Source organism: Mesorhizobium sp. CA12 (assembly GCF_020165255.1).
Classification (GTDB): domain Bacteria; phylum Pseudomonadota; class Alphaproteobacteria; order Rhizobiales; family Rhizobiaceae; genus Mesorhizobium.
The window spans coordinates 746,279-761,329 of sequence record NZ_JAIUHT010000001.1 but is presented as its reverse complement, the minus strand read 5'-3'; the positions used below and the strand labels follow the sequence as shown (position 1 = coordinate 761,329).

General features: G+C 63.4%; 17 protein-coding genes. 9 read left to right on the top strand and 8 right to left on the bottom strand.

The window, feature by feature from the left end:
- Positions 1 to 25: 25 nt before the first annotated feature.
- The 3 genes from LB520_RS03625 to LB520_RS03615 form a co-directional block, all read right to left on the bottom strand.
- A complete protein-coding gene (locus LB520_RS03625; protein WP_140841187.1) occupies positions 26 to 451 on the bottom strand; it encodes an OsmC family protein in 426 nt (141 codons plus the stop codon).
- Between the two features lie 73 nt (positions 452 to 524).
- Positions 525 to 932, bottom strand: coding sequence for a DUF2306 domain-containing protein (locus tag LB520_RS03620; protein ID WP_411969853.1), 408 nt, complete (start codon positions 930 to 932; stop codon positions 525 to 527).
- 33 nt (positions 933 to 965) lie between these two features.
- On the bottom strand, positions 966 to 1,481 hold the full coding sequence (locus LB520_RS03615; protein WP_224636454.1) for a single-stranded DNA-binding protein: 516 nt from the start codon (positions 1,479 to 1,481) through the stop codon (positions 966 to 968).
- 236 nt (positions 1,482 to 1,717) lie between these two features.
- Between LB520_RS03615 and LB520_RS03610 the strand changes: the two genes are divergently transcribed.
- The 9 genes from LB520_RS03610 to LB520_RS03570 all read left to right on the top strand — a co-directional run bounded on the left by LB520_RS03610 (position 1,718) and on the right by LB520_RS03570 (position 10,191).
- Entirely contained in the window at positions 1,718 to 2,032 is a 315-nt protein-coding gene (locus LB520_RS03610) for an ArsR/SmtB family transcription factor (RefSeq protein ID WP_095765290.1), read from the top strand.
- Positions 2,029 to 2,505, top strand: coding sequence for an SRPBCC family protein (locus LB520_RS03605; RefSeq protein WP_224636453.1), 477 nt, complete (start codon positions 2,029 to 2,031; stop codon positions 2,503 to 2,505). Before LB520_RS03610 ends, LB520_RS03605 begins: the two co-directional genes overlap by 4 nt.
- A gap of 27 nt (positions 2,506 to 2,532) precedes the next feature.
- A complete protein-coding gene (locus LB520_RS03600) occupies positions 2,533 to 3,135 on the top strand; it encodes an ATP-dependent Clp protease proteolytic subunit (protein WP_224601284.1) in 603 nt (200 codons plus the stop codon).
- Between the two features lie 75 nt (positions 3,136 to 3,210).
- Positions 3,211 to 3,489, top strand: a complete 279-nt coding sequence (locus LB520_RS03595) for a hypothetical protein (RefSeq protein WP_224544440.1) — start codon at positions 3,211 to 3,213, stop codon at positions 3,487 to 3,489.
- 798 nt (positions 3,490 to 4,287) lie between these two features.
- Complete coding sequence (gene uvrA, locus LB520_RS03590; RefSeq protein ID WP_224636451.1) at positions 4,288 to 7,209, top strand: excinuclease ABC subunit UvrA; 2,922 nt, start codon at positions 4,288 to 4,290, stop codon at positions 7,207 to 7,209.
- Positions 7,210 to 7,237: 28 nt separating this feature from the next.
- Positions 7,238 to 7,702 carry a GNAT family N-acetyltransferase gene (locus tag LB520_RS03585; RefSeq protein ID WP_224636450.1) on the top strand — a complete coding sequence of 155 codons (465 nt, stop codon included), beginning with the start codon at positions 7,238 to 7,240 and terminating at the stop codon, positions 7,700 to 7,702.
- Between the two features lie 26 nt (positions 7,703 to 7,728).
- Complete coding sequence (locus LB520_RS03580; protein WP_263483572.1) at positions 7,729 to 8,532, top strand: DUF72 domain-containing protein; 804 nt, start codon at positions 7,729 to 7,731, stop codon at positions 8,530 to 8,532.
- Positions 8,533 to 8,674: 142 nt separating this feature from the next.
- Complete coding sequence (locus LB520_RS03575) at positions 8,675 to 8,932, top strand: hypothetical protein (protein WP_140841177.1); 258 nt, start codon at positions 8,675 to 8,677, stop codon at positions 8,930 to 8,932.
- Positions 8,933 to 9,045: 113 nt separating this feature from the next.
- A complete protein-coding gene (locus LB520_RS03570; protein WP_224636537.1) occupies positions 9,046 to 10,191 on the top strand; it encodes a GGDEF domain-containing protein in 1,146 nt (381 codons plus the stop codon).
- 21 nt (positions 10,192 to 10,212) lie between these two features.
- On the opposite strand, the gene LB520_RS03565 is transcribed toward LB520_RS03570, so the two are convergent.
- The 5 genes from LB520_RS03565 to urtB form a co-directional block, all read right to left on the bottom strand.
- Positions 10,213 to 10,389 carry a hypothetical protein gene (locus LB520_RS03565; protein ID WP_095765283.1) on the bottom strand — a complete coding sequence of 59 codons (177 nt, stop codon included), beginning with the start codon at positions 10,387 to 10,389 and terminating at the stop codon, positions 10,213 to 10,215.
- 265 nt (positions 10,390 to 10,654) lie between these two features.
- Positions 10,655 to 11,350, bottom strand: coding sequence for an urea ABC transporter ATP-binding subunit UrtE (urtE, locus tag LB520_RS03560; RefSeq protein WP_224636449.1), 696 nt, complete (start codon positions 11,348 to 11,350; stop codon positions 10,655 to 10,657).
- A 70-nt stretch (positions 11,351 to 11,420) separates the two neighbouring features.
- On the bottom strand, positions 11,421 to 12,167 hold the full coding sequence (gene urtD, locus LB520_RS03555) for an urea ABC transporter ATP-binding protein UrtD (RefSeq protein ID WP_140841173.1): 747 nt from the start codon (positions 12,165 to 12,167) through the stop codon (positions 11,421 to 11,423).
- A gap of 6 nt (positions 12,168 to 12,173) precedes the next feature.
- A complete protein-coding gene (urtC, locus tag LB520_RS03550) occupies positions 12,174 to 13,400 on the bottom strand; it encodes an urea ABC transporter permease subunit UrtC (RefSeq protein ID WP_224636448.1) in 1,227 nt (408 codons plus the stop codon).
- Complete coding sequence (gene urtB / locus LB520_RS03545) at positions 13,397 to 15,013, bottom strand: urea ABC transporter permease subunit UrtB (protein ID WP_224636447.1); 1,617 nt, start codon at positions 15,011 to 15,013, stop codon at positions 13,397 to 13,399. The genes urtC and urtB overlap by 4 nt, the downstream gene beginning before the upstream one ends.
- Positions 15,014 to 15,051 lie beyond the last annotated feature (38 nt).

The window sequence follows — 15,051 nt, the reverse complement described above, 5'->3', positions numbered from 1 at the left end:
AGCCTACTGCCTACTGCCTACTGCCTCACTTCGCCGCCGTCTCGACCACCTCGAAATCATGCGTGATTGTCGCCGTCTTGGCCATCATGGCACTGGCCGAGCAGTATTTCTCGATCGACAGATCGATCGCGCGTTTCACCTTGTCGTGCGACAGGGCTCTGCCCTTGACGATGAAATGCATGTGGATGCGGGTGAACACTTTTGGGTCGGCTTCGGCTCGGTCGGCGTCGAGCTCGACCACGCAATCCTCGACCGCCTCCCGGCCCTTCTCGAGGATGTGCACGACATCATAGGCCGAGCAGCCGCCGGTGCCGATCAGCACCAGTTCCATCGGGCTCGGTCCCGGCGTCTTGCCTTCCGGCCTGTGCGCCGTGCCCAGCACGACCTTGTGGCCGCTGCCGGACTCGCCGACGAAGGTGCGTTCCTCGACCCATTTGATGCGTGCTTTCACGTTGACCTTCCTTGAGAAATTGCCGTCCGCCAAGGCGTGTTGATATTCAGGTCAGGCCGGCCTCACCTGAATATCAACACGCCTTACTGGCCGAACACAACGGCGTGCATGATCCGGCCGGCAGCAGCGTGAAGATGCCGGCGCCGACCAGCGCGAACAGATAGAGCTTGATCATGGCGCCGCGATGCGCGGTTACCTTATGCGTGTGCGCGTACCAGGCCGCCAGCGGCACGGTGCCCAGCACCAGGATCGACAACAGATGGATCGGGCTGAACGAACCGACGAGCCGGATCTGCTGGATCCAGAAGCTCGATATGGCGATGACCAGCATCAACGCCACCCAGGTGTAGCCCAGCACACGATGACGCACAGTACCTTTCGGCAGCGCCAGCTGGGCGCCGCCGATGGCCAAAGCGGCGAAGGCCGCGAATGCATGGCATGGAATGGGAGGCGGCGCCGACAGAAGCGGTCCGAGCGACATGACGCCTCCCCTCAGACGGCCGTTTCGAGACGCTTAGAACGGGATCTCGTCGTCCAGCTCGCGTGACGAGCCGCCGCCCCTGGAGCCGCCACTGCCGCCGCGGTTGAAGCTTTCATTCGGGCTGGACTGGCCGAAATCCGAGCCTCGGCTGTTGCCGCCACCGGAATAACTGCCGACCTGGCCGCCGCCGCCCTCGCCGCGCGCGTCGAGCATCTGCAACTCGCCTCGGAATTTCTGCAGCACGACCTCGGTGGTGTATTTGTCGGCACCGGTCTGGTCCTGCCATTTGCGGGTCTGCAGCTGACCCTCGACATAGACCTTCATGCCCTTCTTCAAATACTGCTCGGCCACCTTGGCGAGCTGGTCGTTGAAAATGACGACGTTATGCCACTCGGTCTTTTCCTTACGCTCGCCCGAGTTCTTGTCGCGCCAGCTTTCCGACGTGGCGATGCGAATGTTGACGACCGGATCACCGGAATTCAGGCGGCGGATTTCAGGATCCGCTCCGAGATTGCCGACCAGAATGACCTTGTTGACGCTACCCGCCATCTTACTTCTCCGCGCTCATCCGAAACAAATTTCAAGTCGCTCACCTTATAGCCTGCGGGTCGTCGCCGCCCGCAAAAGGCTGGCTTTTCCCACAAGGTTTTTGTTCTCTTTTCGTTCTAGTCATAGCTGCACTTTCTGTCAAGGAATGTCAGCAAAGGCAGGAGTGGACGTGCATTCTGATATGGCGATCAAATAGAAGCTTGCCAAATCGATAAGTATCGACTTATGCTTCTGTCATGATCGAAGCAGAGATTTTCCGCGCTCTGGCCGACCCGACGCGACGCGCGGTTTACGAGCGGCTGACCGCTGGCGAGATGAGCGTGAGCGAGCTGCGCGCCGGCATGAGGGTGTCCCAGCCGGCGGTCTCGCAGCACCTTGCCGTATTGCGCGGCGCCGGCCTGGTGGTCGAGCGGCGCGCCGGCCGCAACGCATATTATCGCGCCGATCCGCAAGGGCTCGACCCGCTGCTCGGCTGGATCGAACGCTACCGCGCCTTCTGGCCGGAACGCATCGAGAAGTTGAAGACGGTTCTGAAGGGAATGGACCAATGACGGCAACCGAAAACCCGATTGTCAACGAAGCGCCGCTCAGCTTCGAATGCGACCTCCCTGAGCCGCCGGAAAAGGTCTGGCGGGCGCTGACCGAGCCGGAACTGCTCGCCGCCTGGATGATGCCGAACGACATCAAGCCGGAAGCCGGCAGCCGCTTCGCCTTTGCCGGACCGGATGCGCCGATCGAATGCGAGGTGCTCGAGGCCGAGCCCGGCAGGCTGCTGCGCTATTCCTGGCATCAGCGGCCCGACGCGAACGACCGCGACCGGTTTCCGGCCTTCGACAGCATCGTCACCTTCACGCTGACGCGCACCGCCTCAGGCGGCACGCATCTCAGCATCGTCCATGACGGCTTCGTGCCGGTGGCGGAACCTGTCCTCGCCATTGCCGGCGCTGGCTGCGGGCTCTCGCTTCACGCGCGCAAGAACCCGATCGCCGCCAACGCGCCCTGCATGATGCTGCGCGCGGCCTGATCAAAAAGAGGACCGAGGAAACCCGTCATGAGCATTGCCAATCTGGTGCCGATGGTCATCGAGCAATCGAGCCGCGGCGAGCGTTCCTTCGACATTTTTTCGCGGCTGCTGCGCGAGCGCATCGTCTTCATCAACGGCGAGATCAACGACAACGTCTCGGCGCTGGTCTGCGCGCAGCTTCTGTCGCTGGAGTCCGACCACCCCGACAAGGAGATCTCGATCTACATCAACTCGCCGGGCGGCATGGTGACCAGCGGCTTCGCCATCTACGACACGATGCAGTACATCTCCTGCCCGGTGTCGACGGTCTGCATGGGCTTTGCCGCCTCGATGGGCTCCTTCCTGCTGATGGCCGGCGCGCCGGGGCGGCGGATCGCGCTGCCCAACACAAGGATCGTGCTGCATCAGCCGCTGGGCGGCTTTCAGGGCCAGGCCTCAGACATCCAGCGCCATGCCGAGGACATCGTGCGTACCAAGCAGCATATGACCGAGCTCTACGCCAAGCATTGCGGCCGGACCTACGAGGAGGTCGAGCGCACGCTCGATCGCGATTACTTCATGAGCGCCGCGGAAGCCAAGACTTGGGGCCTTGTCGACCACGTCTACGACACGCGCAAGAAAGCGGCCTGACGTTGCGGGAAGGCGCGCGGCAAATTGATCGCCGCGCGTCTGGCATTGCCCTAGCCGCGTCCCTATAGTCCGCGCATGATCGATCCGTTCCAATCCAGGCACTTGTGCGTTGCCCTCGCCGCGCTTGCCGGCGCGCTGGTGGCCGGCGCCGCCCTTGCCGACGACAGTTCGGCGCAGAAACTGCCTGGCGTCAGCGGCGACTACCGCATCGCCAAGCCGGCGCCGCAGCCGGAACCAGACGCGCTACCGGCCGGCAGCGACGGTTCCTTCAAGATCGGCGACACCGATGTCAGGATCGGTGGCAGCATAACGATCGATATGGCCACGGGCGGCGCTCGGATCCCGAACCATTGATTGCGAGCGGGTCAAACGCGAACACCACAAAATGTAAGCCCCGCCACTGCTTCCGCAGGTGGACGGGGCTTTCATGGATCTGATAATCCAATTTTAGCCGGGAGTGGACTGCCGGCGTTCTGTTTCGGATGCAACGCGGCGTTCAGCCGACGATCCGACTATCGTCTCTGATTGTTAAGAATCGGCAAGTCACGGTTTGTCGGGCCGGCGTTTCAAGTCTGCCCTGGCACTTATGCCCGCCGCGGCTCCATCTCAGTGTGGAGCCTCAAGGGACTGTCCGGTGGCGTCATGCTCCGCTCCTGGGTCCGTTGCGACAATGTCGTTCGAAGCGCAAATCGCTATCGCCTGCGGCGTCTCGCAGACCGCCTATTGGGCGGCGAGGCCATCGAAAGACGGCCGGCTTCGTTGACGCGTTTGAGACTGCTCCCCTGGGCCCGGGACGTCAACTGTTGAATAGTCGGTTACCGAAAAATGTGATCGCCTCGAGGTTACGTGCAGGTAAGTCGAGTGCTTCGACACACCCAACGGCGCGTAGCTCGGCCCCGATTGTTTCCACAACGCTTGGACAATTGTTCTCACAACGCTTGAGCGATTGTTTCCACAACGCTTTGTCAGGAGCGTGTTCGACCTTTGTTCTTTCCGCTTGCCCGGTCGCGCGAAAGACGGTTAAACCCATGATCGGCTTGTCCCGTCGAGATTGTGGCGTCTCTCGACGTGGCGGTGAAAATACCTACATAGGGGATGGCCGGGACAATCCCGCCAATCCAGCAAATTCCAGATCTGAGGCGGCGACCGGCGATGGCCGACCATAAATACCTTTCCATTCGCGGGGCGCGCGAACACAATCTCAAGAACGTCGATCTCGACCTGCCGCGCGACAGCCTGATCGTCATGACCGGATTGTCGGGATCCGGCAAATCGTCGCTTGCCTTCGACACCATCTATGCCGAGGGCCAGCGCCGCTACGTCGAAAGCCTGTCGGCCTATGCCCGCCAGTTCCTCGAGATGATGCAGAAGCCGGACGTCGACCAGATCGACGGCCTGTCGCCCGCCATCTCGATCGAGCAGAAGACCACCTCGCGCAACCCGCGCTCGACCGTCGGCACCGTCACCGAAATCTACGACTACATGCGCCTGCTGTTCGCGCGTGTCGGCATCCCCTATTCGCCGGCCACCGGCCTGCCGATCGAAAGCCAGACGGTTTCGCAGATGGTCGACCGCGTGCTGGCGCTGGACGAGGGCACGCGCCTGTTCCTGCTGGCGCCGATCGTGCGCGGCCGCAAGGGCGAGTACCGCAAGGAACTGCTGGAACTGCAGAAGAAGGGCTTTCAGCGCGTCAAGGTCGACGGCGTCTTCTACGAGATCGCCGACGTGCCGGCGCTCGACAAGAAATACAAGCACGACATCGACGTCGTTGTCGACCGCATTGTCGTGCGGGGCGATCTGGCCACGCGGCTCGCGGACTCGATCGAGACCGCGCTGAAGCTTGCCGAAGGTCTTGCCGTGGCCGAATTCGCCGACAGGCCGCTCGACGCCAGCCAGACCGGCGAGGATTCGGTCAACAAGTCGAAGAACGAGACGCATGAGCGCATCCTGTTCTCGGAAAAATTCGCCTGCCCGGTGTCCGGCTTCACCATTCCGGAGATCGAGCCCAGGCTGTTCTCCTTCAACAACCCATTCGGCGCCTGCCCGACCTGCGACGGCCTCGGCAGCCAGCGCGCCATAGATCCCAACCTCGTCGTGCCGGACGAGAACGTGTCGCTGCGCGACGGCGCCATCAGCCCGTGGGCGAAATCGACCTCGCCCTATTACGCGCAGACGCTGGAAGCGCTGGGCAAGGTCTATGGCTTCAAGCTCGGCGACAAGTTCAAGGATCTAAGCGCCGAGGCCAAAGAAGCCGTGTTGCGCGGCACGGGCGAGCGCGAGATCACCTTCCAGTATGATGACGGCCTGCGCTCCTACAAGACGACCAAGACCTTCGAGGGCGTCATCCCCAATCTCGACCGACGCTGGAAAGAAACGGAGTCCGCCTGGATGCGCGAGGAGATCGAGCGCTTCATGTCGGCCACCCCCTGCCCCGCGTGCAACGGCTACCGTCTGAAGCCGGAAGCGCTGGCGGTGAAGATCGGCGGCAAGCATATCGGCGAAGTCACCGAGATGTCGATCCGCAAGGCCGACCAGTGGTTCACCGACGTGCCGGCGCAGTTGAATGACAAGCAGAACGAGATCGCGGTCCGCGTGCTGAAGGAAATCCGCGAGCGGCTGCGCTTCCTCAACGATGTCGGCCTCGACTATCTGACCTTGTCGCGCAATTCCGGCACGCTGTCGGGCGGCGAGAGCCAGCGCATCCGGCTCGCTTCGCAGATCGGCTCCGGCCTCACCGGGGTGCTCTATGTGCTGGACGAGCCGTCGATCGGCCTGCACCAGCGCGACAATGCGCGCCTGCTCGATACGCTCAAGCACCTGCGCGACATCGGCAACACGGTGATCGTCGTCGAGCATGACGAGGACGCCATCCTGCATGCCGATTATGTCGTCGACATCGGCCCAGCGGCCGGCATCCATGGCGGCCAGATCATCGCGCAAGGCACGCCGCAGCAGATCATGGCCACACCTGCCTCGATCACCGGCAAATATTTGTCGGGCGAGCTCGAAGTGGCAACGCCCGCAGTGCGGCGCGAGGCGAAGAAGAACCGGCGCATCAAGGTGGTCGGCGCGCGCGGCAACAATCTCAAGAACGTGACGGCGGAAATCCCGCTTGGCACCTTCACTGCGGTCACCGGCGTGTCCGGCGGCGGCAAATCGACCTTCCTGATCGAGACGCTGTTCAAGGCGGCCTCGCGCCGCATCATGGGCTCGCGCGAGCATCCGGCCGAGCACGACCGCATCGAGGGCCTGGAATTCCTCGACAAGGTCATCGACATCGACCAGTCGCCGATCGGCCGCACGCCGCGCTCCAACCCCGCGACCTATACCGGCGCCTTCACGCCGATCCGCGACTGGTTCGCAGGGTTGCCCGAAGCCAAGGCGCGCGGCTATCAGCCGGGCCGCTTCTCCTTCAACGTCAAGGGCGGCCGCTGCGAGGCCTGCCAGGGCGACGGCGTCATCAAGATCGAGATGCACTTCCTGCCCGATGTCTATGTTACCTGCGACGTCTGCCACGGCAAGCGCTACAACCGCGAGACGCTCGACGTGCTGTTCAAGGGCAAGTCGATCGCCGACGTGCTCGACATGACGGTCGAGGAAGGCGTCGACTTCTTCTCGGCGGTGCCCGGTGTACGCGACAAGCTGGAGACGCTGAAGCAGGTCGGCCTCGGCTATATCCATATTGGCCAGCAGGCGACGACGCTCTCGGGCGGCGAGGCGCAGCGCATCAAGCTTGCCAAGGAATTGTCGCGCAAGGCGACCGGCAAGACGCTCTACATCCTCGACGAGCCGACCACCGGCCTGCATTTCCACGACGTCGCCAAGCTGCTCGAAGTGCTGCACGAGCTGGTCGACCAGGGCAACACGGTGGTGGTGATCGAGCACAATCTCGAAGTGATCAAGACCGCCGACTGGGTGCTGGACCTCGGCCCCGAAGGCGGCGACGGCGGCGGCGAGCTGGTGGCGTCCGGCATGCCGGAAGCGATCGTGCGCGAGAAGCGCAGCTACACAGGCCAGTTCCTCAAGGAGCTGCTGGAGCGGCGCCCCGGAGGCAAACGCGAAGCGGCGGAGTGAGCGCGCATTTCGTCGGAAGGGCGCTTGAATGACAATTAGAAGAGCGCTTTCCGGTGATCTTCCGGCCGTTGCCGCGGTGACGACGGCTGCCTATGCGTCCTACACCGCTCTGTTCGGCGCCCCGCCGATTCCGGTGACGGAAGACTACGCGCCGCGCATCGAGCGCGGCGAGGTCTGGCTGCTCGAAGAGGACGGAGGACTGGCCGGGCTGATCGTCCTCGAACGGCATCCCGACCACGCCATGATCTTCAGCATCGCCGTCGCGCCGGCCTTCCAAGGTAAAAAACTCGGCATCAAACTGCTCAACTTCGCCGACGAGCAGGCGCGGTTGTGGGCCGTACCGGAGGTGCGGCTTTACACCAATTCGCGGATGGAGCGGAACATCGCGCTCTATTCCGCCTACGGCTATCGGGAAACGGGTCGCCGCGCCAACCCACACCGGCCAGGATGGACCCTGGTCGACATGATGAAGTCGGTCGACCGAGCCGCCTGATCACATTTGAACAGAGGAGGACGATAATGAGCCAAGGAAAAATCCGCTCCGGCATGGGCGGCTGGACTTTCGAGCCTTGGGACACCTCCTTCTACCCGGACAAGCTCGCCAAGGCCAAGCAACTCCACTACGCCAGCCGGCAGGTCCCGACCATCGAGGTCAACGGCACTTATTATTCCAGCTTCAAGGAACCGACTTTCGCCAAGTGGGCCAACGAAGCGCCGGAGGGTTTCGTCTTCTCGCTCAAAGGCAACCGCTTCGTCACCAACCGGAGGGTGCTCGGCGAGGCCGGCGAATCGATGATGCGCTTCCTGGGCTCCGGCGTTGCCGCGCTCGGCGAGAAGCTCGGCCCGATTCTGTGGCAGTTCGCGCCGACCAAGAAATTCGACGCGGACGATTTCGAAGCCTTCCTGAAGCTGCTGCCCGAGAAGCAGGACGGTGTGCCTCTGCGTCACGCGCTGGAGGTGCGCCACGACAGCTTCGTCGTGCCGGAGTTTCCAGCGCTCGCCCGAAAATACAACGCCGCGATCGTCTATGCCGATCACGCAAAATATCCGGCGATCGCCGATGTAACCGGCGACTTCGTCTATGCGCGGCTGCAGACCGGCAGCGACGACAACCCTGACTGCTACACGCCGAAAGGCCTCGACGAATGGGCGGGACGGGTGAAGACCTGGGCGCAAGGCAAGCAGCCCGCCGACCTGCCGCGCGCCGATCCCAAGACCGATGCGCCGGTCAAGCCGCGCGACGTGTTCGTCTACTTCATCACCGAGGGCAAGGTGCGCGCGCCGTTCGGCGCCATGGCACTGATGAAGCGGGTGACCGATTGAATGGGCGAGCTCCGCCGGAACTTACGGGGCATCTTGACCGTTTTGCCTTTCTCGCCGGGAGCCGGTTTTCACAGCGGTTGAGCTTTCGCGGAACCACGGCCCAGGCTCCGGTATCGGGGGAGCCCAAAGAAAGCGAGGTGATATGGCTGTCATCCTCATCGGGGCATTGCTCATTGTCGCCGGCATTGTGTACATGGCCGGCGCGGTCCTCAGGCGCGGGAAACTTAGCGATCCGGCAGCTGCAGCCTCGGATCGCCGGGTGCCAAACCTTACAACGCCTGGCCCGACGCTTGAGCCACGCCGGCGCGGCCTCGGTTTCCTCGGCCTGTCACAGAACTGGCCGGGTCTGCTGATGATGGGGGTCGGCATCATCCTGCTGTTGTTGGTGGCGGTCCTCTGACGCCGCGGAATTATGGCATCTTCACCGCTATCGTAACGTAATCGATACTTCCTTGCTGCACTAATAGAACGCACGGCAGGTTGCAGAGACCCGGCGGCGGCAAGGGCGAGCGCATGCTTCTCGACTACAATTCATTGCTGCTGGCCGTCGGCTTCTCCGCAGCCTGTCTCAGCCTCACCCTGTTCGGGACCTGGCTGACCGCCCGTTCCGACAGATTCCTGCTGACATGGGCGACCAGCGTGCTGGTGGTGGTGGCGGAGGTTTTTGTCTATGACGCCTATATCGATGCGCCCGGAACAGTCCTCGGCATCCTGGCGCTGGGGCTGCTGCTGTTCGGCTTCTCGGTGATGTTGGGCGCCGCCCACCAGTTCCGGACCGGCCGCTCGCCGCTGCCGCGCATCACGCTTGGCACTGCCATCTCCTTTGCGCTTGCGTTACCGCCAATGGCGCTCGGCTATGACGGTCTGGGCTTCATGCTTGAGAATTTCCTTGCCGCGCTGCTCCTATTCGGCACCGCGCATGAATATTGGAAGGGTCGCGAGGAGGCACCGGCGCAACTCGTGGGCGTGGCGCTGCTCTATTCATTGACCGCTGTTTCCTTCGTGCTTTGCGCGGCCGTGCTGGCTTGGGACGGCAAGCTCATCCTCGGCCACGCGCCGAGCAACTGGGCGGAGGATCTGAGCTTGGTCATCGTCATCGCCTCGATGACCGGCATCGGCGCGCTGTCGCTGGCGCTCAACCAGGGGCGGCTCGCGCGCCACCACAAGCATGAGGCCGAGACCGACGTGCTGACCGGGCTGCTCAACCGCCGCGCGTTGTTCGACCTGCACGGCAAGACGCCGGTCAGCGCTTTCACGGCGGTGGTGGTGTTCGACCTCGATGGCTTCAAGGCGATCAACGACCAATTCGGCCACGCCGCGGGAGACGAAGTGTTGAAGGTCTTTGCCCAAGTGCTTTCCGCTGACCTGCGTCCGAGCGACTCAGTCGCCCGCATGGGTGGCGAGGAATTCGCGATGGTGTTGAGGCGCACCTTGCCAGAGACGGCCGAGGCGACGGCCGAACGTGTCAGGGCCGCGTTCGCCGCGCGCATTGTTGAGACGGAAACCGGGCCGTTGCGCTGCACGGTCAGCGCGGGCTTCGCATTTGGCAGCAGGGATGGCATGAGCTTCGACAAGGTGCTCAGCGCCGCCGACAAGGCGCTCTATGCCGCCAAGCGCGGCGGCCGCAACCGCGTCCTGGATTTTCGCCGCGCCGGCTGAGTTTTACCGCCGCGTGCAAACTCAATGGTGTGAGATTACTTCGTTGAAGGCGTCGAGATCGACGTAGAAAACCTTGGTGATCTCATCCAGGAGATGATCTTCGTCATAGCCTTGCGACATCAGGATGTTGATCGCGGTCATGATGTCGACGCGCTCGGTGAGGCGCCGCTTTTGGTAGTCCTCGACAAAACGTTCCATCGCCGTCCCCTGGCAAAATTCTTTTTGGACGCATTGACCGACAATCACTGCGGGGAAAGCTAGGTGGATTGGCTTGCGTGGAACTTGCGGACGGAGTCCGCGCCTTCCCCCTCATTCGCAACTGATACGGAAAGCGGCCGACTCACCAGGGCCAAGAAAAGACTAGCATGCGGTATTCAACGCGCCAGAGCTCGGCCTGGCCAGCGGAGAGAAATACTGGGGTTGCTGCCGCCTCGCGATGTCGACCGAAGTCGAGCAAACGATTCTAGACTGTCAGAAACTTCCGCACATCCGCCCGGTCGAGGTCTTCTGCAGGACCGGTATGCACGATCTGGCCCCGATCCATGATGTTGACCTCGTCGGCAAGTTCCCGGCAGAAGTCGAGATATTGCTCGACCAGAAGCACGGCGATTCCCGCCTGGTCGCGCAGATAGCGGATGGCGCGGCCGATATCCTTGATGATCGAAGGCTGGATGCCTTCGGTCGGCTCGTCGAGCACCAGGAGCTTGGGCCGCATCACCAGCGCGCGCCCAATGGCGAGCTGCTGCTGCTGGCCGCCGGACAGGTCGCCGCCGCGCCGCGACAGCATCTGCTTCAGCACCGGGAACAGCTCGAAGACATAGGCCGGAATGTTGCGGTCGGCGCGCCGCAGCGGCGCGAAGCCGGATTCCAGGTTTTCGCGCACCGTCAGCAGCGGAAAGACTTCCCTGCCCTGCGGCACGAATGCGATGCCCGACCGGGCGCGGTCATACGCCGCGCTCCGGTCGAGCGCCTTCCCCTCGAAGGCAACGCTTCCGCTCGTCAGCCGGTGATGGCCGACGATCGATCTCATCAAACTGGTCTTGCCGACGCCGTTGCGGCCGAGCACGCAAGTGATCTTGCCGGCGCCGGCTTTCAGCGAAACGCCGCGCAGCGCCTGGGCGGCGCCGTAATGCAGCGTGGCATTGGAGACCTCGAGCATGGTCAGCCCCTTCTCCAGCGCTTCAGGAAGGCGAAATCGAAACGGCAAAATGGAACCCGCCAAACCATGCTCACCGCCCCAGATAGACTTCGACGACACGCTCGTCCGCCGAGACGAAATCGAGTGTGCCTTCCGATAGCACCGAGCCCTCGTGCAGGCAGGTGACCTTGACGCCGAGCTCGCGCACGAAATGCATGTCGTGCTCGACGACGATCACCGAATGGTCGCGGGCGATGTCCTTGAGCAGACGCGCGGTCTCCTCGGTTTCCGCATCGGTCATGCCGGCGACAGGCTCGTCGACGAGCAAAAGCTTTGGGTCCTGCGCCAGGAGCATGCCGATCTCCAGCCACTGCTTCTGGCCATGGCTGAGATTGGCGGCGAGCTCGCCGCGCTTGTCGCCGAGACGGATGATGCCGAGGATATCGTCGATGCGCCGCGTCTCGGCCGCCGAACGGCGATGGAACAGCGCGGGAAAGATCGAGCGCGGCCCTTTTAGCGCCAGCATGAGATTGTCCTCGACGCTGTGGCTCTCGAAGACGGTCGGCTTTTGGAACTTGCGGCCAATGCCCATCATGGCGATCTCGGCCTCGTCATGCCGCGTGAGATCCACCTCGCCGTCGAAGAACACCTCGCCCTCGTCCGGCCGCGTCTTGCCGGTGACGATGTCCATCATCGTTGTCTTGCCGGCGCCGTTGGGCCCGATGATCGCGCGCATTTCGCCCTTGTCGAGCACCAGCGACAGGTTGTTGATAGCGCGAAAGCCATCGAAGGAAACCGAGACGCCGTCGAGATAAAGGATGGTGTTCGACTTGCTCATGATCGTTCACTCCGCTGGCTGCGGCTCGGCGCCGGTGGCAGACCAGGCGCCGGGCGTCGTCGCCGCCGAGCGCACGATCTTCGGCTCCGGCGGCTCTTCGGGATCGGCGCCGGCTTCCGCCGCAAGCGAAGCTGACCGCAGCGCCTTGGCCTGGCTGCGCCAGGCATCCCACATGCCGACGATGCCCTTGGGCAAAAGCAGCGTGACGGCGACGAACAGGCCGCCCAGCGCGAACAGCCAGAATTCCGGCAGCACGCCGGTGAACCAGGACTTGCCGGCGTTGACCAGCAGCGCGCCGACGATCGGGCCGACAATGGTGCCGCGCCCGCCGACGGCGGTCCAGATCACCACCTCGATCGAGTTGGACGGCTCGAATTCGCCGGGATTGATGATGCCGACCTGCGGCACGTAAAGCGCGCCGGCGATGCCGGCCATGATAGCCGAGACCGTGAAGGCGAACAGCTTGACGTTCTCCGCCCGCCAGCCGAGGAAACGGGTGCGGCTTTCGGCGTCGCGCACCGCCATCAGGAGCTTGCCGTATTTTGAGCGCACGATCGCAGCGGTAACGAAGACGGCGAGCGCCAGCGTAACGGCGCTGGCCGCAAACAGGGCCGAGCGCGTGGCGTCGGCCTGGACGCTGAAGCCGAGTATATCCTTGAAATCGGTCAGGCCGTTGTTGCCGCCAAAACCCATGTCGTTGCGGAAGAAGGCGAGCAGCAGCGCATAGGTCATCGCCTGGGTGATGATCGAAAGATAGACGCCGGTGACGCGGCTGCGGAAGGCGAACCAGCCGAAGACGAAGGCGAGCAGGCCAGGCACGGCCAGCACCATGAGCGCCGCGAACCAGAAATGATCGAAGCCGTACCAGAACCAGGGCAGCTGCTTGTAGTTCAGGAACACCATGAAGTCCGGCAGGATGGGATTGCCGTAGACGCCGCGCGAGCCGATCTGGCGCATCAGATACATGCCCATCGCATAGCCGCCAAGCGCGAAGAAGGCGCCGTGGCCGAGCGAAAGGATGCCGCAATAGCCCCAGACCAGGTCGAGCGCCAGCGCCAGCAGCGCGTAGCAGAGATATTTGCCAATCAGCGCCACGATGTAAGGCGGGATGTAGAAGGCGCTTTGCGGCGAGACCGCCAGGTCGAGCAGGGGCACGATGATGGCGGCGGCCAGCAGGACGAAGATGGCAATGCCGATGCGGCGATCGGCGGAAAGGAAGCGCTGCGCGATCATGCTTCCACCGCCCTGCCCTTCAGCGCGAACAGGCCGCGCGGACGCTTCTGGATGAACAGGATGATCAGCACCAGAACGACGATCTTGCCGAGCACCGCGCCGGCATAGGGCTCGAGGAACTTGTTGATGATGCCGAGCGAGAAGGCGCCGACCAGCGTCCCCCACAGATTGCCGACGCCGCCGAAGACCACGACCATGAAACTGTCGATGATGTAGCCGCGGCCGAGATTGGGCGAGACATTGTCGATCTGGCTGAGCGCCACGCCCGCGATCCCGGCGATGCCCGAGCCCAACGCAAAGGTCAGCGCGTCGACCCAAGGCGTCCTGATGCCCATCGAGGTGGCCATGCGGCGGTTGGCGGTGACGGCGCGCATCTGCAGCCCCCAGGGCGTGCGCTTCATGACGTAGAGCAGCACACCGAACACGGCGAGCGCGAACACCAAGATCCACAGCCGGTTCCAGGTGATGGCCAGCTGGCCGACATCGAACGAACCCGACATCCAGGACGGATTGCCGACCTCCTGGTTGGTCGGCCCGAAGATGGTGCGCACCGCCTGCTGCAGGACCAGCGAGACGCCCCAGGTGGCCAGAAGCGTTTCCAGCGGGCGGCCATAGAGGAAGCGGATGATGCCGCGTTCGATTGCAAGGCCGACCAGCCCCGCGACAAGGAAGGCGAGCGGCAGCGCGATCACCAGCGACCAGTCGAACAGGCCCGGAAACGAGGTGCGGATAACTTGCTGGACGACGAAGGTGGTGTAGGCGCCGAGCATCACCATCTCGCCATGCGCCATGTTGATGACGCCCATGACGCCGAAGGTGATGGCAAGCCCGATCGCCGCAAGCAGCAGCACCGATCCCAGCGAAATGCCGTACCAGATGTTCTGGCCCGCATCCCACAAAGCCAGCTTGGAGTTGATCTTGCCGATCGCGGCGGCTGCCGCCTCCTTGACCGCGCCCTGGGCGTTCGCCTCAACTGAGGTGAGCAGCGAGAGCGCGTCGCGATCACCACGCGCGGCGACGACCGAGATCGCCGCGAGCTTATCGGCTTCGGGCTTGTCGGAAACCAGAACCGATGCCGCGCGCGCCTGCTCGAACAGGGCCTTGACGCCGGGATCGATTTCGGCGGCGATTGCGGCATCCAGCGGCCCGATGTTCGCCGCATCGGGCGTCTTGAACATCGTCATTGCCGCGGCAAGACGCACGCTTGCGTCCTTGGCGCGCAAGGTCAGCGTGCCCAGCGCGTCGCGGATGACACGACGCAGCCCGTTATTGACCTTGATCTTGGTGAGGTCGGCCTTGGCCGCTTCGGCGGCGTTCTCGCCGCTCAGCGGATCGAGCAGCTCGATGCTGTCGCCGCTCTCCTTGCCGACAAAAACCTGGGAATCGGCCTTGCGGATGTAGAGATTGCCGTCGGCCAGCGCCGAAAGCGGCCGCTCGACGGCGGGATCGCCGCTCGCGGCAAGCTCGCGCACGACGGCCTCGGTAGCCGAGAAGCCGGTTGCAGCTGCGAATTTGCCGATCGATGCGCGAAGGTCGGCCTCAGCCGCCTTCGACGGCGTCAGTCCAGCCATCGTCAGCAGCAACATCAGACCAATTGCGCGCAGCAGCAGCATTGTCGTTTTCAAGCAGCTTTCTCAAGCAATTCCAGGAA

Bases quoted from the DNA above. Each gene is read 5' to 3' on its own strand.
- LB520_RS03620 (WP_411969853.1), bottom strand. From the start codon at position 932: ATGTCGCTCGGACCGCTTCTGTCGGCGCCGCCTCCCATTCCATGCCAT.
- LB520_RS03615 (WP_224636454.1), bottom strand. From the start codon at position 1,481: ATGGCGGGTAGCGTCAACAAGGTCATTCTGGTCGGCAATCTCGGAGCG.
- LB520_RS03610 (WP_095765290.1), top strand. From the start codon at position 1,718: ATGATCGAAGCAGAGATTTTCCGCGCTCTGGCCGACCCGACGCGACGC.
- LB520_RS03605 (WP_224636453.1), top strand. From the start codon at position 2,029: ATGACGGCAACCGAAAACCCGATTGTCAACGAAGCGCCGCTCAGCTTC.
- LB520_RS03600 (WP_224601284.1), top strand. From the start codon at position 2,533: ATGAGCATTGCCAATCTGGTGCCGATGGTCATCGAGCAATCGAGCCGC.
- LB520_RS03595 (WP_224544440.1), top strand. From the start codon at position 3,211: ATGATCGATCCGTTCCAATCCAGGCACTTGTGCGTTGCCCTCGCCGCG.
- uvrA (WP_224636451.1), top strand. From the start codon at position 4,288: ATGGCCGACCATAAATACCTTTCCATTCGCGGGGCGCGCGAACACAAT.
- LB520_RS03585 (WP_224636450.1), top strand. From the start codon at position 7,238: ATGACAATTAGAAGAGCGCTTTCCGGTGATCTTCCGGCCGTTGCCGCG.
- LB520_RS03580 (WP_263483572.1), top strand. From the start codon at position 7,729: ATGAGCCAAGGAAAAATCCGCTCCGGCATGGGCGGCTGGACTTTCGAG.
- LB520_RS03575 (WP_140841177.1), top strand. From the start codon at position 8,675: ATGGCTGTCATCCTCATCGGGGCATTGCTCATTGTCGCCGGCATTGTG.
- LB520_RS03570 (WP_224636537.1), top strand. From the start codon at position 9,046: ATGCTTCTCGACTACAATTCATTGCTGCTGGCCGTCGGCTTCTCCGCA.
- LB520_RS03565 (WP_095765283.1), bottom strand. From the start codon at position 10,389: ATGGAACGTTTTGTCGAGGACTACCAAAAGCGGCGCCTCACCGAGCGC.
- urtE (WP_224636449.1), bottom strand. From the start codon at position 11,350: ATGCTCGAGGTCTCCAATGCCACGCTGCATTACGGCGCCGCCCAGGCG.
- urtD (WP_140841173.1), bottom strand. From the start codon at position 12,167: ATGAGCAAGTCGAACACCATCCTTTATCTCGACGGCGTCTCGGTTTCC.
- urtC (WP_224636448.1), bottom strand. From the start codon at position 13,400: ATGATCGCGCAGCGCTTCCTTTCCGCCGATCGCCGCATCGGCATTGCC.
- urtB (WP_224636447.1), bottom strand. From the start codon at position 15,013: ATGCTGCTGCTGCGCGCAATTGGTCTGATGTTGCTGCTGACGATGGCT.